This is a genomic window from Nocardioides sp. YIM 152588 (assembly GCF_040191335.1).
In the GTDB taxonomy this organism is placed as follows: Bacteria; Actinomycetota; Actinomycetes; order Propionibacteriales; family Nocardioidaceae; genus Nocardioides.
In genome coordinates, this window is record NZ_JBEGDJ010000030.1 from 22,130 (window position 1) to 41,270 (window position 19,141).

Genomic DNA, 19,141 nt, shown 5'->3' on the forward strand with positions numbered 1-19,141 from the left:
CGCCGGCGGCCCTCCCCGTGGCCGGGCAGACCGCGGCTCCCCCTAGATTGGCCCGGTGCCAGCGCCGTCGATCCGATCCCGTGCCGGCGCCCCACCCCTCGGGCTGGCGGTGGCGCTGGTCCTGGTCGGCATCGCGTCGGTCCAGCTCGGCGCCGGTGTCGCCAAGACCCTGTTCGACGAGGTCGAGCCGACCGCCATCGTCTGGCTGCGGCTGGCCACCAGCTCGCTGGTCCTCGTCGCCCTCGCCCGCCCGCGGCTGCGCGGCCGCACCCGGGAGGAGTGGCTGACCGTGCTGGCCTTCGGCGCGAGCCTGGGGGTGATGAACTGGGCGATCTACCAGTCGTTCTCCCGGATCCCGATCGGCGTCGCGGTCACCTTCGAGTTCGTCGGCCCCCTGACACTGGCGGCGCTGGGGTTCAGCCGGCGCCGGGACCTGGCCTGGGTGGCGCTGGCCGGCGTGGGCGTCGTGCTGCTCGGCGCCGAGCGCAGCGGCCTCGACCCGCTCGGGGTCGGCTTCGCGCTGCTCGCAGGCGCGGCCTGGGCCTCCTACATCCTGCTGAGCGCTCGGACCGGGCGGCAGTGGCCCGGGCTGGACGGCCTGGCGGTGGCCAGCGTGGTGGCGCTCGTCGTGGTCACCCCCGGTCTCGTCGGCGTCGACGCCGGCGGCCTGGCCGACACCCGCATCCTGCTGCTCGGCGCCGCCGTCGGGCTGCTCAGCTCCGTGGTCCCCTACAGCGCGGAGCTGGTGGCGCTGCGCCGCCTCCCCGCGGCCACCTTCGGGGTGCTGATGAGCCTCGAGCCGGCCGCCGCGGCGCTGGTCGGCCTGCTGGTCGTCGGCGAGACGCTCGCGCCGGCGCAGTGGCTCGCGATCGGCTGCGTGGTCGCCGCCAGCATCGGCGCCACCCGCGCCGCCGGCCCGCGCCAGGCCGCGCCGGCGCCGGACTGAGCGAACCAGGCGACCGCGGCGACCGCGGCCACGGCCCTTCATCGAGATGTCACGCCCCCGTGACCTCGCCCCCCGCCAGTCCTCCTACGGTGGGGCGCATTCCCCGCCATCGTCGAAAGCCCCCAACGATGACCTCTCTTCTCGGTGCCCTTCCCCTCCCCCTGCTCGGTCCGCTCCCCCGCCTCGCCCGCCACCTGCGCGCCTGGCCCGTCCACGCCCAGGAACAGGCGCGCCGCAACGCGATGGTCGCCGCCACCGACTGCGCCGACCGGCGCGCGGACCGCGAGGAGGTCGACCGGTTCCTCGCGGAGCGGTCGACGGCACGAGCGACCGGCCCGGACGACGAGGCCGCCGCGGACCGCATCCACGCCTGATCCGGCGCGCGAGGGATCACCCGGCGGATCTGCGCGTCGGCGCCGCCGTACTCGTGCAGAATCGGCGCATGCCGCCCTCCACCTCCCGTGAAGCCGCGCGGGCGTCGCTGTCCTTCCACGACATCCTCTCCGACGACGGGACGCACCTGCGGGCCTGGACCAACGACCCGGAGGGCACGATCGAGGGTCCGACGGTGGTCCTCTGCAACGGGCTGGGCACCAACCCGCACCTGTGGCCCGGCCTGCTCGAGCCCGACTGCGGGGTCCGCGTGGTCTCCTGGTTCCACCGCGGCGTCGGCGGCTCCGAGCGCCCCCGCGACCCCGACCACGTGCGCATCGAGCACTTCGTCGAGGACGCGCTCTCGGTGATGGACCACTTCGACCTCGACCGCACGGTGCTGATGGGCTGGTCGATGGGCGTGAACACGATGTTCGAGCTGGCCCACCGCAACCCGGAGCGCGTCCGCGGCCTCTTCGCCGTCTGCGGGGTGCCCGGCGACACCTTCGCGACGATGCTCGGCCCGCTCCACCTGCCGCGCCCCGTGGCGCGGGCGATCACGGTCAACATCGCGCGCGCCGGGACGCTGCTGGGCCGCGCCCTGACGCCGCTGGTCCGGCGGATCCCGGTCGGGCCGCGGACGATCGGGATGCTCAGCCACACCGGCTTCATGCTGCCCGTCGCCGACCCGGAGGCCGCGGCGGAGGGCGTCGCGGAGTTCCTCACCACGCCGGTCGACTGGTACGCCCACCTGGCGCTGAGCACGTCGGAGCACGCGCGCGTCTCGCTGAGCTCGGTCCGCGTCCCCGCCCGCTTCGTGGCGTCGAAGTACGACGTCCTGGCCGGCGCCCGGGACATGGCGACCGCGGCCGCCCGGATGATCGACGCCGACTATTTCGAGTTCCCCAACAGCCACTTCCTGCCGCTGGAGCGGCCCGAGGAGATCCAGTGGCTGCTGAAGGACTTCCTGGAGCAGGTGGACTGAGTGCGGCACCGCGCCCGCGCCGGGCGGATCGCGGTGGTCGCCGCCGCGGTCGCGGCGTCGGCGCTCGCCGGCTGCAGCCAGGGCGGCAACGAGAGCGTCGTGGTGGTCTCGCCGAGCCTGACCGCCGCCCCCAGCACGGACGCGTCCGCCTCCGCGACCGACGACGCCACCTCGGAGGACGGGACGGGCCGCGGCACCGGCACGACGGGCAGCGCGCCCTTCGACCCCGACGGGGTACCGGACGTGGTCGCGACCGTGGCCACCGGCCTGGCCACGCCGTGGGGGTTGGACTTCCTGCCGGACGGTCGAGCCGTGGTCACCGAGCGGGACAGCGGCCGGGTCCTCGTCGTGACCGCCCCACCCTCCGGGAGCGACCGGGAGGGCACCGTGACCGAGGTCGGCACGCTGCCCCAGACCGCCGCCCGGGGCGAGGCCGGGCTGCTCGGGGTCGCCGTGTCGCCGACGTTCTCCCGCGACCGGACCCTCTACTTCTACGTCTGCACCGCCACGGACAACCGCGTGGTGAGGGCACGGCTGACCGGCTCCGGCCTGGGCGCGACGACCCCGGTGCTGACCGGCATCCCCAACGGGTTCATCCACGACGGCGGGCGGCTGAGGTTCGGCCCCGACGGCTACCTCTACGTCAGCACCGGCGAGGCGGGCGAGTCGTCGCTCGCCCGCGACCGCGGCTCCTACGCCGGCAAGATCCTGCGGATCACCACCGACGGCGAGCCCGCGCCGGACAACCCGTTCGGCACCACCGTCTGGTCCTGGGGCCACCGCAACATCGAGGGCCTGGCCTTCGACGGCCAGGGCCAGCTCTGGGCCTCGGAGTTCGGCCAGGACACCGCCGACGAGCTGAACCGGATCGTGCCCGGCGAGGACTACGGGTGGCCGGTCGTCGAGGGACGCGGCGGCGCGGGCCGCTACGCCCAGCCGGCACTGACGTGGTCCCCCGACGACGCCTCCCCGGCCGGGCTGGCCTTCGTCGACGGCCACCTGTGGATGGCCGCCCTCAAGGGCGAGCGGCTGTGGCGGATCACGGTCGCCGGCGGGCGGGCGAGCGACCCCACGGCGTACCTGATGGACGGCCGCGACGGCGGGTACGGGCGGCTGCGCACCGTCGAGCTCGCGCCGGACGGGCGGCTGTGGGTGACCACCAGCAACCGGGACGGCCGCGGGGAGCCGACCGAGGGCGACGACCGGATCCTGCTGATCGAGCCCTGACGCGAGTCGGCACAAACTCGCACGCGAGTCGGCACAAACTCACGCTCGAACGCGTCAGTTTGTGCCGACTCGCGCCCTGGGCCGCGTCAGTTTCTGTCGACTCGCGCGCTCGCCGGCTCGGCGCGGACCACCCGCGCCTTGCGCGCGGCCCGGCGCAGCGTGGTCAGCACGGCCGGCCCGAGCAGCGCGATCGCCAGCGCGTTGGTGATCGCGCGGCCCGTGTCCCACCCACCGGTGGAGGTGAGGAGCGAGTAGACGAGGAACCGGTGCAGGTTCTCCAGCACCGGCGCGCCCGGCACGTAGGCGAGCTCCGAGGTGTCCTGGCCGGGCACCTGGATGCCGGCGATGAACGGCCAGCCCCACATGTTCATCAGGAGGCCGTAGGCGTAGGCCGCGACGATCCCGTAGACCACCAGCATCACGATCTCGCGGCGGCCACGGACGCCGCGGGGCAGCAGCCCGGCACCCATGCCCACCCAGGCCGCCACGAGCATCTGGAACGGCAGCCACGGCCCGACGCCGGCGGTGAGCAGCGCCGAGGCGAACAGCGAGGTGCAGCCGAGCACGAAGCCGAACGCGGGCCCGTAGACCCGTCCGCCCAGGATCAGCAGGAAGAAGACCAGCTCCAGCCCGGCGGTGCCGGCGCTGGCCACGCGCAGCACGGCGTTGACAGCGCTCAGCACGCCGAGGATCGCCAGCACCCGGGAGTCCAGGCCGCCCTCGCCCATCTCGGCCAGCACCACCGCCAGGATCAGCGGCATCAGCACCAGGAACAGGAACGGCGGGTCCACGCGGCCGTCACCGGCCGGGTCCACCTGCAGCAGCAGCGGCCAGAAGAGCATCAGCAGCCCGATCGCCGAGGCCAGCCCGAGCACCAGGCCCGACCGCAACCGGATCGGTACGGCGACCTGCCGCTCGCCGCTCACGGCAAGGCCCCCGAGGGGGCGTCGGCGAGCGCGGCGGCGACCTGGTCGACGCTGAGCCAGCCCGGGCCGAGCACCTTGGTCACCTGCGGCGCGAAGGCGGGCGACTCGCTGACGCCCCGCGCGACCGGTGCGTCGGAGACCACCTCGCCCTCGGCGAGCACCACCAGGTCGTCGGCGACCTGCGCCACGAACTCGACGTCGTGGGTGGCCACCAGCACGGTCCGCGCGGCGCCCGGCTCGGTCGCGAGGTCGCGCAGCATCCCCGCCAGCGCGTGCTTGGCCGGATAGTCCAGCCCCCGGGTCGGCTCGTCGAGCAGCAGCACGGTGGGGCGGGCGGTCAGCACGATCGCCACCGCGAGCGCGAGTCGCTGGCCCTCGGACAGGTCGCGGGGATGCCGGTCCGGATCGATCCCCGGGGCGAGCCGCTCCAGCAGCCCGTGGCAGGTCCCGGTGTCGACCCCGGAGGTCTCGTCGGCCGCGGCGCACTCCTCGGCGACGGTCTCCAGGTAGAGCAGGTCGGCGGGGCTCTGCGGCACCAGCCCGGTGGTGACGCGCCGCTGCTCGGGCCGCAGCGACGACGGCTCGGCGCCGGCGACGCGGACGGTGCCCGAGGCGGGGGCGTGGCGCCCCTGGAGCGTCCACATCAGGCTGGACTTGCCGGCGCCGTTGCGGCCCATCAGCGCCGTCACAGCGCCCGCCCGCAGGCTCAGGTCGACGCCCCGCAGCGCGGGGGTCCGGCCGTGCGCGAGCACCAGGCGCCGTACGTCGACGCTCGGCGCCGCGGCGGTGGACCGGGTCGCGGGCTCCGGCGGAGTGCCGAGGCGCTGCCGCAGAGCGGTGGCCCGGCGGCGGGCGTCGCGGACGGTGAGCGGCAGCGGGTCCCAGCCGGCGAGGCGGCCGAGGTCGACCAGCGGCGGGGCGATCGGCGAGTCCCGGAGCACGTCCTCGGGCGCGCCGACGCGCAGCGTGCCGGGCCGCTCGGGGTCCCCGCCGAGCAGGCAGAGCCGGTCGGCGAACGGGACCACCCGCTCCAGCCGGTGCTCGGCGACCAGCACGGAGACGCCGAGGTCGTGGACCAGGCGGGTCAGTGTCGCCAGCACGTCCTCGGCGGCGGTCGGGTCCAGCGCCGAGGTGGGCTCGTCGAGGACCAGCAGCCGGGGGTGCGCGGTCAGCACCGAGCCGATGGCGACCCGCTGCTGCTGCCCGCCGGAGAGGGTGCGCAGGTCGCGGTGGCGCAGGTCGGCGATGCCGAGCAGGTCGAGGGTCTCCTCCACCCGGCGCCGCATCGTCGCCGGCGGCAGGCCGAGCTGCTCCATCCCGAAGGCGAGCTCCTCCTCGACGGTGTCGGTGACGAACCAGGCCGCCGGGTTCTGGCCGACGAAGCCGACCACGTGCGCGCGGTCGCGGGCGGGCAGGTCGATCACGCTGCGCCCGTCGATCAGCACGTCACCGGTGAGGGTGCCGCCGCTGAAGGAGGGCACGAGGCCGGCGACGACGCCGAGGAGCGTGGACTTCCCGACGCCGGTGGGGCCGGAGAGGACGACCAGCTCGCCGTCCTCGATCGTCAGGTCGACGCCGTCCAGCACCGGCGCGGACGCGCCCTCGTAGGCCAGGGTGATGCCGCGGAGCTCGATCATCGCGCCGCCACCGCCTCCCGCGCCGCGGGGGCGGGTGCGGCCGCCCCCTCGCGGCGACCGACGGTCGGCGCCGGCGGCGCCACCCAGATCGGCAGCAGCCCGACCAGGATCGCGGCCAGCGCGGCCGGGGTCACGGTGGGCATCGCGAGCACGCCCGGGTGGGCGACCGCGACGTCCCATCGCTGCACGGCCCACAGGCCCGCGCCGGCGACCAGGCCGGAGGCGGCGACGAGGATCTCCGGCAGCGCCCAACGGTCGGGGCGGTACCGGGTGCGGCGCACCCGCCGGCCCGCCGCCACGAAGCCGGCGACGGCGACGGCGGTGCCGACCGCGAGCATCGGCCAGGCCAGCAGCCGGGGTGCGGTGCCGTCCAGGAAGGCGTAGACGCCGACGCAGACGCCGAGCAGCCCGAGCAGCATCAGCGCACCGGTGACCCGGCGCTGGCGGCGGCTCGCCTCGCCGGCGCGGCCGTAGCCGCGCGCGTCCATCCCGGCCGCCAGGGCCAGGGAGCGCTCGAAGGCGTCCTCGAGGATGGGCACCAGCAGCCGGCGCAGCCCCCGCACCCGCCGGAACCTGCCCTGCGGTCCACCCCGCAGCTGCTGGGCGGCGCGCACGCGCCGGGCGCTGTCGGAGAGCTGGGGCACGACGGTGATCGCGACCGTCATCGCGGTGCCGATCTCGTAGAGCGCCGGCGGCAGCGACTTCATCAGCCGCTTGGGGTTGGCCAGCGCGTTCGCGGCGCCGACGGCGATCAGCAGGGTGGCCAGGCGCAGCCCCTCGTAGAGCGCGGAGAGCAGCTCCTCGCGGGTGAACGGGCCGAGCAGGCTGATCCCGGCCGCGAAGTCCGGCAGCGGGATCGAGGGCAGCGTGAACAGCACGTGCCCGGGGACGTCGCCGCCGAGCACGATCCGGAACAGCACCCGGATCCCGATCACCACCACCCCGAGCCACAGGTAGAGGCGGAACGAGCGGGCCCACGGCTGGTCGGAGCGGCAGGAGAAGACGGTCAGGCAGACCACCGCGAGCAGCGGCAGCAGCAGGAACGGGTTGGTGGTGCAGGAGGCACCGACCGCCAGCCCGACCGCCCAGGTCCACCAGGCCACGGGGTGCAGGTCGCGCGGGAGCCTCATCCCCGTCGCCTCCTCAGCACCTGGACGACCGCGGCGAGCAGCACCGCACCGGCCCCGGCGACCGCCCACCACGGCACCGGGGTGCCGGCGGCGTCCTCGTCGGTCACGACCACGCCGCCCTCGCGGGAGGCGTCGGCCGGCTCGTCGAGCACCGCCGCCTCCCCCGAGAGCTCGACGTCGGGCGGCGTCGCCGAGCCCGCGCCCTGGTGCCAGGACCAACCGACGGCGCCGCCGGCCGGGATCTCCAGCGACGTCACCCCGAGGGTCGCGTAGGACCAGTCGGCGGTGCCGTCGGACCACCACAGGCTCCAGTAGGCGTCGCCCTCGAAGCAGGGGCCCGTGGCCGGCTCGCCGGCGACCCGGCACACGAAGCCGGGCTGCTGCGGCAGGTACTCCATCGTCACCCCGGCGGCGTCGAACGCCTCCGCCGCGGTGCCCGGATCCACGCAGGCGGTCCGGTCCTCGGCGTCGATCCGGTGGAACTCGACGACCACCAGCACACCGTCGCACCCCGTGCCGCCCGCCGCCACCGGGGCTGCCACCGGGGCTGCCACCGGGGCTGCCACCGGGTCCGTCGCCGCGCTCGCCACCGGCGCCGCCGTCACGGAGACGGCGGCGGCGAGGACGGTCGCGGCGAGGGCGCGGCGCAGCATCGTTCGCTCCGGGATCAGGCCGCGGGGCAGGCCGCGGCGGCGTCCTCGGGGGCGGTGAGCAGGCCCGGCAGCGCCTGCGCGGTCGCGAGGCGCCACTGGTACGACGTCTTGGCCGTGATCCCCTTCGTGGCCGCGCCGGTCACCGCCGCGTCGTCGTACGCGATGGCGCCGGTGGCGTCGGCCAGGCCACCCGTGCAGTCGTCGCCGACCTGGTGGGCCCGCAGCCAGCCGGCGGCCGCGGCCGCGGCCTCGTCCTCTCCGGCCAGGGCCAGGGCGCGGGCGGCGAGGCCGGTGCTGTTGGCGTTCGCGGGCAGCTCGGCGCTGCCCTCGAAGGCGCCGTCCTCCTGCTGGGCGCCGACCAGGTAGGCCACCGCGCCGTCCAGCGCGCCGGCCAGCTCCTCGTCGTCGGCGGCGAGGTCGTCGAGCAGCAGGACCGCGAGGGCGGTGGCGTCCACCGAGGCGCTGCCGCCGTCGCCGTCGCAGGACTGGTCCTTCGCCTTCGGCTTCGAGAAGTTCTGGCGGAAGAAGCCGTCCGAGCACTGCTGCAGCAGCAGGAAGTCGAGCGCCGCGTCGGCCTCCTCGACCCCGGCGCCGGCCAGCCCGCGGACCGCCCAGGCCTGCCCGAGGGAGTTCGCGAAGTCGCCGTACGAGCTCTCGTCGCTGGTGCGGCCGGAGTCGTCGGTCCGGTCGAGCAGGGTGCCGAGCGCGTCGAAGCCGCCGACATCGGTCGGGTCGTCGCCGTTGTCGGCGGCGAGCGCGACCAGCTTGCCGGCGTTGCCGGCCCAGATGTCCTCGCCGGGCGCGGCGTACTCCTGCGCGTGGGCGTAGACGGCCTCGGTCATCGCCGCGACGTCCTCGTCGTGGCCGCCGACCTCCTCGAGCGAGTAGATCGCGTCCACGGTGCCGCCGTAGTCGGGCGAGGCGTACTCCTCGTTGACCAGGACGCCGTCGGTCAGCTGACCGGCGAACCAGGTCGCGGCGGCACCGGCGGCGGCCTCGCCGGCGTCGGTGACGGCCGCGGCGGTGGTCTCGGCCGCGGCGGCGTCGGCGCCGTCGGTGTCGGTGTCCGAGCCGCAGCCGACGAGGGCGAGGGCGAGGGCGCCGGCGGCGAGGGTCGCGCCGGTACGGCGCAGGGTGGGCGTGTGCATGGTTCCTTCCCGCTGCACGCAGGCGGGGTCGACATCGGTCGACGACCCGCTGCTACTCCACGACAGCGTTTGGTGTCAGGACGACCTGTGGAAGGTGCTCCGGCTCGCCGCCCCCGCGGGGCGGCCTACGGTTGCGGGTCAGCGCCGGACTTCGACCGGCTTCCCCCGCCACAGGCGTGATGGATTGATTCGGGCGTGATCCTACGCCGTCTCCGGGGCGTCACCGACCACGCCCGGATGTCGGCCGCGCGGGGGTGCCCGAGATCACGCCGAGCCGGCAGGCTCTCTCTGCCCACTCGGTGTCGTCGCGACGGTCCCACCGGCCACACCCGTCGCACCGGACGGGCACTTCGGTCGCTTGACGGGCGATGCAATGCCTGTCAAGCGCGGGAATCACCGGTCGACCGGTGATTCCCGCGCCCAGGCAGGCCCAGCCTCAGGCCAGCTTCTCCAGGATCAGCTCGCGCACGCGCCCGGCGTCGGCCTGGCCGCGCATCTCCTTCATCACGGCGCCGATCAGGGCGCCGGCGGCGGCCACCTTGCCGTCGCGGATCTTGTCCGCCACGTCGGGGTTCGCCGCGATCGCCTTGTCCACGGCGGCCGACAGCGCGCCGTCGTCGGAGACGATCTCCAGGCCGCGGGCCGCCACGATCTCCTCGGGCGTGCCCTCGCCGGCGACCAGGCCGTCGAAGACCTGGCGGGCCAGCTTGTCGTTGATCGTGCCCGCGTCAACGAGCGCCTGGACGGCGGCCACCTGGGCGGGCGAGACCCCGACCCCGGACAGCTCGACGCCCGCGTCGTTGGCGCGGCGGGCCAGCTCGGAGAGCCACCACTTGCGGGCGGCCTGCGGGGCCGCGCCTGCGGCCACGGTCTCCTCGACCAGCTCCAGCGCACCGGCGCCGACGGTGTCGCGCATCTCCAGGTCGGAGAAGCCCCAGTCGGCCTGCAGCCGGGCCCGCTTCTGGGCGGGGTTCTCCGGCAGGGTGGCGCGCAGCTCCTCGACCCACTCCCGCGACGGGGCGACCGGCACCAGGTCCGGCTCGGGGAAGTAGCGGTAGTCCTCGGCGTCCGACTTCGGGCGGCCGGGGCTGGTGGAGCCGTCGTCCTCGTGGAAGTGCCGCGTCTCCTGCAGGATCGAGCCGCCCGCGTTCAGCACGCCGGCGTGCCGCGACATCTCGAAGCGGACCGCGCGCTCGACCGAGCGCAGCGAGTTCACGTTCTTGGTCTCGGTGCGGGTGCCGAGCTTCTCGGTGCCCTTCGGCGCCAGCGAGAGGTTGACGTCGGCGCGCATCGAGCCCTGGTCCATCCGGGCGTCGGAGACGTCGAGGGCGACGATCAGGTCGCGCAGCTGGGAGACGTAGGCGCGGGCCACCTCGGGCGCCTTCTCCCCCGCGCCGAGGATCGGCTTGGTGACGATCTCGATCAGGGGGATGCCGGCGCGGTTGTAGTCGACCAGCGAGTAGTCCGCGCCGTGGATGCGACCGGTGGCGCCACCGATGTGGGTGGTCTTGCCGGTGTCCTCCTCCATGTGGGCGCGCTCGATGCCGACCCGGTAGGTCTCGCCGTCGACCTCGACGTCGAGCCAGCCGTCGAAGGCGATCGGCTCGTCGTACTGGGAGGTCTGGAAGTTCTTCGGCATGTCCGGGTAGAAGTAGTTCTTCCGGGCGAAGCGGCACCAGTCGGCGATCTGGCAGTTCAGCGCGAGGCCGATCCGGATCGCGGACTCCACGGCCTTGCCGTTGACCACCGGCATCGCGCCGGGCAGGCCCAGGCAGGTCGGGCAGACCTGGGTGTTCGGCTCGGCGCCGAAGGTGGTCGGGCAGCCGCAGAACATCTTGGTCGCGGTGTGGAGCTCGACGTGGACCTCGATGCCCATCGCGGGGTCGTACGTCGCGACGACCTCGTCGAAGTCGACCAGCTCGACGTTGGCGGTCATGCCTGCACCTCCGGCAGCTTGTCCAGGATGGGGCCGCCGGCGGCGGCGGTGACGGCGGCCTCGAGCGCGGCGCCGACGCGGTAGAGCCGGTCGTCGGCGAGCGCCGGCGCCAGGATCTGGAAGCCGACCGGCAGGCCGTCCTCCTCGGCGAGCCCGACCGGCACCGAGATGCCGGGGACGCCGGCCAGGTTGGCCGGGATGGTCGCGAGGTCGTTGAGGTACATCGCGATCGGGTCGTCCAGCTTCTCCCCCAGCGGGAAGGCGGTGGTCGGCGCGGTCGGCGAGACCAGCACGTCGACCTGCTCGTACGCCGCCTCGAAGTCGCGGCTGATCAGCGTCCGCACCTTCTGGGCCTGCCCGTAGTAGGCGTCGTAGTAGCCGCTGGAGAGCGCGTAGGTGCCGATGATGATCCGGCGCTTGACCTCGTCGCCGAAGCCGGCGTCGCGGGTCGCCTTCATGACGTCCTCGGCGCTCGGGTCGCCGTCGGGGGTGACCCGCAGGCCGTAGCGCATGGCGTCGAACTTGGCGAGGTTCGAGGAGGCCTCGGCCGGCAGGATCAGGTAGTAGGTCGCCAGCGCGTGCACGAAGCTCGGGCACGAGACCTCGACGACCTCGGCACCGGCCTTGGTGAGCAGGTCGACCGACTCGGCGAACCGGGCCATCACGCCGGGCTGCCAGCCGTCGCCGGCCAGCTCCTTGATGACGCCGACCTTGAGGCCGGTCAGGTCGCCGGCCGCGCCCTGCCTCGCCGCGGCGACCAGGTCGCCCACCGGCGCGTCCACCGAGGTGGAGTCGAGCGGGTCGTGGCCGCCGATCAGCTCGTGCAGCAGCGCGGAGTCGAGCACGGTCCGGGTCACCGGGCCGACCTGGTCCAGGCTGTTGGCGAGCGCGACCAGGCCGTAGCGGGAGACCCCGCCGTAGGTCGGCTTCACGCCGACGGTGCCGGTGACGGCGCCGGGCTGGCGGATCGAGCCGCCGGTGTCGGTGCCCAGGGCGAGCGGGGCCTCGAACGCGGCGACCGCGGCCGCCGAGCCGCCGCCGGAGCCGCCCGGGATCCGGGTCTGGTCCCACGGGTTGCGGGTGGGGCCGTACGCCGAGTGCTCGGTGGAGGAGCCCATCGCGAACTCGTCCATGTTGGTCTTGCCCAGGATCGGCAGGCCCGCCGCCTTGAGCTTGGCGACCACCGTGGCGTCGTACGGCGGGACCCAGCCCTCGAGGATCTTGGATCCGCAGGTGGTCGGCAGGCCGGAGGTGGCCAGCACGTCCTTGACCGCGATCGGCACGCCGTCGAGCGGGTGCAGCGGCTCGCCGGCGGCGCGGCGGGCGTCGGAGGCGGCGGCCTGGGCCAGCGCGCCCTCGGCGTCGACGTGGAGGAAGGCGTGGACGCCGGCCTCGGCGTCGCCGTCGACAGCGGCGATCCGGTCCAGGTAGGCCCGGGTGATCTCGACCGAGGTGGTCTCGCCGGCGGCCAGGGCGTCGGCCAGCTCGGCGGCGCTCCTGCGGATGAGGTCCATGCTCACTGCTCCTCCCCCAGGATCCGCGGCACGGAGAACCGCTGGTCCTCGACGGCCGGGGCGCCCGAGAGCGCCTGCTCGGCGGTGAGGCTCGGGCGGACCACGTCCTCGCGGAAGACGTTGGTCAGCGGGATCGGGTGGGAGGTGGGCGGCACGTCGTCGCCGGCCACGCCGCGGATCGCGGCGACCGACTCCAGGATCACCGCCAGCTGGGGCGCGAGGTGGTCCAGCTCGGCGTCGTCGAGATCGATCCTGGCGAGGTCGGCCAGGTGGGCCACGTCCTCGCGCGAGATCGCGGCGCTTTCGGTGTCAGGCATGGGGACCATCCTAGGGAGCGGAGCGCCGGATCACCGATCCGGCCGCCCCCGCGGACGGCACCCCGGACGACCCGCCGCACGAGCGCGTGGTGGCGATGTGGCGCGAGGGGCTGGGAGCGGGCCCGGAGTTGTGATGGAGTCGAGGCAGCGCCACCCCCGCGAAGGAGTGTTGCCGTGCCCGGTCTGACCAGGGAAGAGCTGTTCCGCACCAAGAGCGTCGAGCAGGCGATCGCCGATACCGTCGAGCCGGAGCACCGGCTGCGCAAGGACCTCGGCGTGCGCGACCTGATCGTGTTCGGGGTCGGCGTGATCATCGGGGCGGGGATCTTCGTGATCACGGGCACGGTGGCCGCCAGCAACGCCGGGCCGGCGATCACCGTCTCCTTCGCGATCGCCGGGCTGGCCTGCGCGCTGGCCGCGCTGTGCTACGCCGAGTTCGCCTCGACGCTCCCGGTCGCGGGCAGCGCCTACACGTTCAGCTACGCCACGTTCGGGGAGCTCCTCGCCTGGATCATCGGCTGGGACCTGGTGCTGGAGTTCACGATCGGCGCCGCCGCGCTGGCCACCAGCTTCTCCGGCTACTACCAGGAGGTGGTGGCGGGGACCTCGTTCGAGGTGCCCGCCTCGATCGGCTCCGCGACGGACGGGTCGGTCGACCTGCCGGCGGTGGTGGTCTCGCTGCTGGTGATGGTCGTGCTGATCGCGGGCATCAGGTTCTCCTCCTGGCTCAACCAGGTGGTGGTGGCGATCAAGCTGATGGTGATCCTCGCGGTGATCGTCTTCGGCGCCGCCTACATCCAGCCGGACAACTACAGCCCGTTCGTCCCGCCCTCCCAACCGGCGCCGGAGGGTGCGGGCGGCTTCCTGGACTCCACGCTGATCAGCTCGCTGCTGGGCATCGAGCCGTCGGTCTTCGGCATCGGCGGCGTGATCGCCGGCGCCTCGGTGGTCTTCTTCGCCTTCCTCGGCTTCGACATCGTCGCCACCACCGCCGAGGAGACCCGCGACCCGCAGCGGGACATCCCGCGCGGCATCCTCGGCTCGCTGGCCATCGTCACCGCGCTCTACATGGTGGTGAGCCTGGTGATCACCGGGATGCAGAGCTACACCGAGATCGACCCGGACGACGGCGCCCCGCTGGCCACCGCGTTCGACGTGGTCGGGCTGGAGTTCATGGGCAGGCTGATCGCGCTCGGCGCCTGCGTCGGGCTGATCGTCGTGGTGATGATCCTGATGCTCGGCCAGACCCGGGTCGGCTTCGCGATGGCGCGCGACGGGCTGCTCCCCCAGCAGCTGGCGCGGGTGCACCCGTGGTTCGGGACGCCCTGGCTGTTCACCCTCATCACCGGCGTCGCGGTGGCGACGATCGGTGGCCTGGTCGACCTGCAGACGCTGGCGCACCTGGTGAGCATCGGCACGCTGTTCGCCTTCATGCTGGTCAGCATCGGCGTGGTGATCCTGCGCCGGAACCGGCCCGACCTGCCGCGCTCCTTCCGGGTGCCGGCGGTCTACGTCGTGGCGACCGCCTCCACCCTGCTGTGCGGCTACCTGATGCTCAACCTGACCGGCGGCACCTGGCTGCGCTTCCTGGCCTGGATGGCGCTCGGGGTCGGCGTCTACCTGCTCTACGGCCGCCACCACTCGCGGCTCGCGGCGCGGGAGCGGGCGTCCGAGGACGCCTGACCCGACCGGGGCCGGCTCAGCCCGCCGGTTCCTCGGCGCCGCCGTCCTCGGACGCCGGGGCGGGCGGGCCCTCCGCGAGCAGCCGGACGAACCCCTCCTCGTCCAGGATCGGTACGCCGAGCTGCTCGGCCTTGTCGGCCTTCGACCCGGCGTTCTCGCCGATCACCACGAAGTCGGTCTTCTTCGAGACCGACCCGGCCGCCTTGCCGCCGCGGGCCAGGATCGCCTCCTTGGCCGAGTCCCGGCTGAAGCCGCTCAGCGACCCGGTGACCACGACCGTGAGGCCCTCCAGCGTGCGCGGCACGGAGTCGTCGCGCTCGTCGGCCATCGTCACCCCGGCGGCGGCCCACTTGTCGACGATCTCGACGTGCCAGTCGACGTCGAACCACTCCACGACCGCCTCGGCGATGGTGGGGCCGACGCCCTCGGCGTCGGCGAGCGCCTCCAGCGACGCCTCGCGGATCGCGTCCATGGAGCCGAACTCGCCTGCCAGCGCGCGGGCCGCGGTCGGTCCGACGTGGCGGATCGAGAGCGCCACCAGCACCCGCCACAGCGGGACCTCCTTGCGGGCGGCGAGGTTGGCCAGCAGCTTCTCGCCGTTGGCCGAGAGCTGGCGTCCCTCCTCGCCCTTCTTCGGGTCCCGGGTGAAGAGGTCGGTGGCCAGCAGCTTCTCGGCGCTCAGGTCGAAGACGTCGCCCTCGTTGGCGATGGCGCCGGAGTCCAGCAGGGCGACGGCGGCCTCGTAGCCGAGGCCCTCGATGTCGAAGGCGCCCCGGCCGGAGACGTGGAACACGCGCTCGCGCACCTGGGCCGGGCAGTGCTGGTGGTTCGGGCAGCGCAGGTCCTTGTCGCCCTCCTTCTGCTCCACCAGCGTGGTGCCGCAGGACGGGCACTCCGTCGGCATCACCCACTCGGCCAGCCCCTCGGGCCGCAGCGGGAGCACCGGGCCGACGATCTCGGGGATCACGTCGCCCGCCTTGCGCAGCACGACGGTGTCGCCGGGACGCACGTCCTTGCGCTTGACCTCGTGGGCGTTGTGCAGGGTGGCCATCTCGACGGTGGAGCCCGCCACCTTGACCGGGCGCATCCGGCCGAACGGGGTGACCCGGCCGGTGCGGCCGGTGTTGACCTCGATCGCGAGCAGCTCGGTGTTCACCTCCTCGGGCGGGTACTTGTAGGCGATCGCCCAGCGCGGCGCGCGCGAGGTGGAGCCCAGCCGGCGCTGCAGCGCGACGTCGTCGACCTTGACCACCACGCCGTCGATCTCGTGCTCCACGGAGTGGCGCTGCTCGCCGTACGTGGCGATGTAGGCCTCGGCCTCGGCCAGCGTCGGCACCACCGCGACCCGGTCGGAGGTGGGCAGCCCCCAGGCCCGCAGCGCGCGGTAGGCCTCGGACTGCGCGGACGGCTCGAAGCCCTCGCGGGCGCCGATGCCGTGGCAGACCATCCCGAGCGCGCGGGTGGCGGTGACCCGGGGGTCCTTCTGGCGCAGGGAGCCGGCGGCGGCGTTGCGCGGGTTGGCGAACGGCGGCTTGCCGGCCTCGGTCATGGTCACGTTGAGCCGCTCGAAGGCCTCCACGGGGAGGAACACCTCGCCGCGGACCTCGACCAGGTCCGGCACCGGGAACTCCTCGGTGGCGGTCAGCCGGTGCGGCACGGAGTCGATCGTCCTGACGTTGGGCGTCACGTCCTCGCCGGTGGTGCCGTCGCCGCGGGTGAGGGCGCGGACCAGCCGGCCCTGCTCGTAGAGGATGTTGATCGCGAGGCCGTCGACCTTGAGCTCGCAGAGCAGCGCGGGGTCGGCCACGCCGTCGCGGGCGAGGCGGGCGTGCCAGGCGCCGAGCTCCTCGGCGGAGAACGCGTTGTCGAGGCTCTCCATCCGCTGCAGGTGGTCGACGGCGGTGAACTCGGTGGAGACCGCGCCGCCGACCTTCTGCGTGGGCGAGTCGGGGGTGCGCAGCTCGGGGTGCTGCTCCTCCAGCTCCTCCAGGCGCCGCATCCGCGCGTCGAAGTCGGCGTCGGAGAGGGTCGGGGCGTCGAGCACGTAGTAGCGCCAGCGGGCCTCCTCGACCTCGTCGGCGAGGGCGGCGTGCTCCTCCCGCGCCGCGGCCGGTACGACGGAGGGCTCGAGTGCGGTCATGGGGCCAATCTTGCCGCCTGGCGCCGACACACCGGACAGCCGGGGCGGCGGCCGACGCCGCCGGACCGAGGGCTGTCGGTGGTCGCTGGGAGCCTGGGAACAGATGGCGGACGAATTGCATTTGCCAAAACGAAACCGTTCCGTACTATCTGTTCAGAACGAAACCGTACCGTTTCATCGTAAGGCCGCGCCGGTGCGCAGCGTCGCGCTCCCCCCGCCCGCAAGGAGGTCCCATGTCACCCGCGTCGAAGGACGGCTCGGACCAGCCGGTCCGCCCCCGCGTCGAGGGCGAGCGCGAGCTCGAGATCCTCGACGCCACCGTCCAGATCCTCGCCGAGGTCGGCTACGACCTGCTGACGATGGACGCGGTCGCCACCCGCGCCAAGGCGTCCAAGGCGACGCTGTACCGGCGGTGGAACGGCAAGCCCGCGCTGGTGCTCGACGCGATCCTCTCCCAGAAGGAGCGGCACGACCTCCCCGACACCGGGAGCCTGCGCGGCGACCTGCTCGCCCTGACCTGCGGCATGGGCGGCCTCACCGACGGCACCCAGGTCGCGATCCTCGGCAGCCTGATCACGGCGGTCAGCCGCGACCGGGAGTTCGCCGACATCTTCCACCGCGACTTCATCGGCCCGAAGGCCGAGCAGAACCGCCAGGTCTTCGTCCGCGCCCAGGAGCGCGGCGAGATCCCCCGGGACCTCGACCTCGACGTCCTGGTGCCGGCCCTGCCGGCGATCATCCTCCACCGTCTGTTCCTCCTCGGCGACCCGCCGACGGAGGAGTTGATCACCCGCGTGATCGACCAGGTGATCCTCCCCGCCGTGCACCACCGCGGCACTCCCACTCCTGAACCCGAAGGAACCCGATGACCGACATCGACAAGACCGCGGCACCACCCGCGGCGCCGGACGAGAGCCAGGGCCACGCCCACCTCGGCTGGGCACTCGTGCTGATCTGCGTCGCCCAGCTGATGGTCGTCCTCGACGGCACCATCACCAACATCGCGCTGCCCTACATCGGACAGGACCTGGGCATCTCCCAGGCCAACCTGACCTGGATCGTCACCGGCTACGCCCTCGCCTTCGGAGGACTGCTGCTGCTCGGCGGCCGCCTCGGTGACCTCTACGGCCGCCGCCGGATCTTCATGATCGGCCTGACCGTCTTCGCCATCGCCTCGCTGCTCGGCGGCCTGGCGACCGGTGAGTTCATGCTGCTCGGCTCCCGTGCGCTGCAGGGCGTCGGCGCCGCGATGGCCGCCCCCTCGGCGCTCGCGCTGATCACCACCACCTTCCCGGCCGGGCCGTCGCGCAACCGGGCCTTCGCGGTCTACGCCATGATGTCCGGGGTCGGCGCCGCCGTCGGCCTGATCATGGGCGGCTGGCTGACCGGCATGGACTCCGTCTTCGGGATCAGCATCGAGGGCTGGCGCCTCACCTTCCTGATCAACGTCCCGATCGGCCTGGTCGCGGCAGCCCTGGCCCCGCGCGTGCTCGCGGAGTCCGAGACCCACCACGGCTGGCTGGACGTTCCGGGCGCGATCACCGGCACCCTCGGCCTGCTCGGCATCGTCTTCGGCCTCTCCCGCGCCAGCGAGGAGGCCTACGGCTGGGGCGACCCGCAGACGATCGCCGCCCTCGCGGGCGGCGTGGTGCTGCTGGCGGTCTTCGCGGTGATCGAGTCCCGTGTCGAGCACCCGCTGCTGCCGATCCGGGTGCTCCGCAACCGCACCCGCGCGACCAGCTTCCTGGCGATGATGGTCGCCCCCGCGGCGATGTTCGCCATGTTCTTCTACCTGAGCCTGTTCATGCAGCAGATCGTCGGCTACAAGCCGCTGCACGCGGGCTTCGCGTTCCTGCCCTTCGCCTTCGGCATGGTGATCGGCGCCGGTGCGTCGTCGAACCTGGTGAACCGGGTCGACCCGCGCTTCCTGGCCGGCACCGGAACGCTGATCGCCTCCTTCTCGCTGTTCATGTTCTCGCGGGTCAGCGTCGACGACTCCGTCCAGTCGGTGCTCGCCGCCGCCGGGCAGAACCAGGCCGTCGGCGCCGACCTCAACTACTGGGCCCACATCTTCCCGTGGGTGATCACCATGGCGATCGGCATGGGCCTGACCTTCGTGCCGTTGACCCTGACCGCGGTGCACCACCTGCGCCGCGAGGACTCCGGCATCGGCTCGGGCGTGCTCAACACCATGCAGCAGGTCGGCGGCGCGCTCGGCCTGGCCACGCTGAGCACCGTGGCCCTGCACTTCACCAACGACCGCGCGGCCGAGATCACCAAGCCGATCTCCGACAGCGTCGCCGCCGGAGTCGCCAACGGCGCCATCCCCGCGGACAAGGCCGACGCCGTCGCCCAGTTCGCGATGTTCCAGGGCAGCTTCACCGAGGGCGCCACCCATGCGTTCCTGGTGGGCTCGATCATGATGCTGGCCGCCTCGGCCATCGTCTGGATCTTCCTCAACGTCAAGCACGAGGAGCTGGCCACCGACGGCCCCGAGGGCGTGCACGTCGGCTGACCCCGACGCGAC

Annotated in this window: 16 protein-coding genes and 1 riboswitch; of the genes, 7 read left to right on the plus strand and 9 right to left on the minus strand. The window is 73.8% G+C overall.

The annotated features are described in order from the left end of the window. Positions 1-55: 55 nt before the first annotated feature. The 4 genes from ABLM29_RS14535 (at position 56) to ABLM29_RS14550 (ending at position 3,530) form a co-directional block, all read left to right on the plus strand. Positions 56-946, plus strand: coding sequence for an EamA family transporter (locus tag ABLM29_RS14535; RefSeq protein ID WP_349714840.1), 891 nt, complete (start codon positions 56-58; stop codon positions 944-946). A gap of 128 nt (positions 947-1,074) precedes the next feature. Next, positions 1,075-1,320 carry a hypothetical protein gene (locus tag ABLM29_RS14540; protein ID WP_349714841.1) on the plus strand — a complete coding sequence of 82 codons (246 nt, stop codon included), beginning with the start codon at positions 1,075-1,077 and terminating at the stop codon, positions 1,318-1,320. Positions 1,321-1,388: 68 nt separating this feature from the next. Then, entirely contained in the window at positions 1,389-2,303 is a 915-nt protein-coding gene (locus tag ABLM29_RS14545; RefSeq protein WP_349714842.1) for an alpha/beta fold hydrolase, read from the plus strand. Then, positions 2,304-3,530: a PQQ-dependent sugar dehydrogenase gene (locus ABLM29_RS14550; protein ID WP_349714843.1), complete on the plus strand. Its 1,227-nt coding sequence runs from the start codon at positions 2,304-2,306 to the stop codon at positions 3,528-3,530. Between the two features lie 86 nt (positions 3,531-3,616). Here the strand turns inward: ABLM29_RS14550 and ABLM29_RS14555 are convergent, their stop codons facing one another. The 8 genes from ABLM29_RS14555 to gatC all read right to left on the minus strand — a co-directional run bounded on the left by ABLM29_RS14555 (position 3,617) and on the right by gatC (position 12,791). Next, a complete protein-coding gene (locus tag ABLM29_RS14555; protein ID WP_349714844.1) occupies positions 3,617-4,456 on the minus strand; it encodes an ECF transporter S component in 840 nt (279 codons plus the stop codon). Next, entirely contained in the window at positions 4,453-6,093 is a 1,641-nt protein-coding gene (locus ABLM29_RS14560; protein WP_349714845.1) for an ABC transporter ATP-binding protein, read from the minus strand. The genes ABLM29_RS14555 and ABLM29_RS14560 overlap by 4 nt, the downstream gene beginning before the upstream one ends. Then, the gene (locus tag ABLM29_RS14565; RefSeq protein ID WP_349714846.1) at positions 6,090-7,223 is read right to left on the minus strand and encodes an energy-coupling factor transporter transmembrane component T family protein; all 1,134 of its coding nucleotides are present in this window, start codon (positions 7,221-7,223) and stop codon (positions 6,090-6,092) included. The genes ABLM29_RS14560 and ABLM29_RS14565 overlap by 4 nt, the downstream gene beginning before the upstream one ends. Beyond that, complete coding sequence (locus ABLM29_RS14570; protein WP_349714847.1) at positions 7,220-7,876, minus strand: hypothetical protein; 657 nt, start codon at positions 7,874-7,876, stop codon at positions 7,220-7,222. The genes ABLM29_RS14565 and ABLM29_RS14570 overlap by 4 nt, the downstream gene beginning before the upstream one ends. A gap of 14 nt (positions 7,877-7,890) precedes the next feature. Beyond that, positions 7,891-9,024 carry a hypothetical protein gene (locus ABLM29_RS14575; RefSeq protein WP_349714848.1) on the minus strand — a complete coding sequence of 378 codons (1,134 nt, stop codon included), beginning with the start codon at positions 9,022-9,024 and terminating at the stop codon, positions 7,891-7,893. A gap of 72 nt (positions 9,025-9,096) precedes the next feature. Then, a riboswitch (cobalamin riboswitch) is annotated at positions 9,097-9,212 on the minus strand. A 248-nt stretch (positions 9,213-9,460) separates the two neighbouring features. Then, positions 9,461-10,960 carry an Asp-tRNA(Asn)/Glu-tRNA(Gln) amidotransferase subunit GatB gene (gene gatB / locus ABLM29_RS14580; RefSeq protein WP_349714849.1) on the minus strand — a complete coding sequence of 500 codons (1,500 nt, stop codon included), beginning with the start codon at positions 10,958-10,960 and terminating at the stop codon, positions 9,461-9,463. Beyond that, positions 10,957-12,474, minus strand: a complete 1,518-nt coding sequence (gatA, locus tag ABLM29_RS14585) for an Asp-tRNA(Asn)/Glu-tRNA(Gln) amidotransferase subunit GatA (protein ID WP_349714850.1) — start codon at positions 12,472-12,474, stop codon at positions 10,957-10,959. Before gatA ends, gatB begins: the two co-directional genes overlap by 4 nt. Positions 12,475-12,476: 2 nt before the next feature. Then, complete coding sequence (gatC, locus tag ABLM29_RS14590; RefSeq protein ID WP_349714851.1) at positions 12,477-12,791, minus strand: Asp-tRNA(Asn)/Glu-tRNA(Gln) amidotransferase subunit GatC; 315 nt, start codon at positions 12,789-12,791, stop codon at positions 12,477-12,479. Positions 12,792-12,965: 174 nt separating this feature from the next. On the opposite strand from gatC, the gene ABLM29_RS14595 reads away from it, so the two are divergent. Then, positions 12,966-14,474, plus strand: coding sequence for an amino acid permease (locus tag ABLM29_RS14595; RefSeq protein WP_349714852.1), 1,509 nt, complete (start codon positions 12,966-12,968; stop codon positions 14,472-14,474). Positions 14,475-14,490: 16 nt separating this feature from the next. Here ABLM29_RS14595 and ligA read toward each other — a convergent pair whose 3' ends face one another. Continuing rightward, positions 14,491-16,614 (minus strand): NAD-dependent DNA ligase LigA, encoded by a 2,124-nt coding sequence (gene ligA, locus ABLM29_RS14600; protein WP_349714853.1) that lies wholly within the window; start codon positions 16,612-16,614, stop codon positions 14,491-14,493. A 233-nt stretch (positions 16,615-16,847) separates the two neighbouring features. Here ligA and ABLM29_RS14605 point away from each other — a divergent pair, with 233 nt between their 5' ends. Then, positions 16,848-17,483: a TetR/AcrR family transcriptional regulator gene (locus tag ABLM29_RS14605; RefSeq protein WP_349714854.1), complete on the plus strand. Its 636-nt coding sequence runs from the start codon at positions 16,848-16,850 to the stop codon at positions 17,481-17,483. After that, the gene (locus tag ABLM29_RS14610; protein ID WP_349714855.1) at positions 17,480-19,129 is read left to right on the plus strand and encodes an MFS transporter; all 1,650 of its coding nucleotides are present in this window, start codon (positions 17,480-17,482) and stop codon (positions 19,127-19,129) included. Before ABLM29_RS14605 ends, ABLM29_RS14610 begins: the two co-directional genes overlap by 4 nt. Positions 19,130-19,141: the final 12 nt, after the last annotated feature.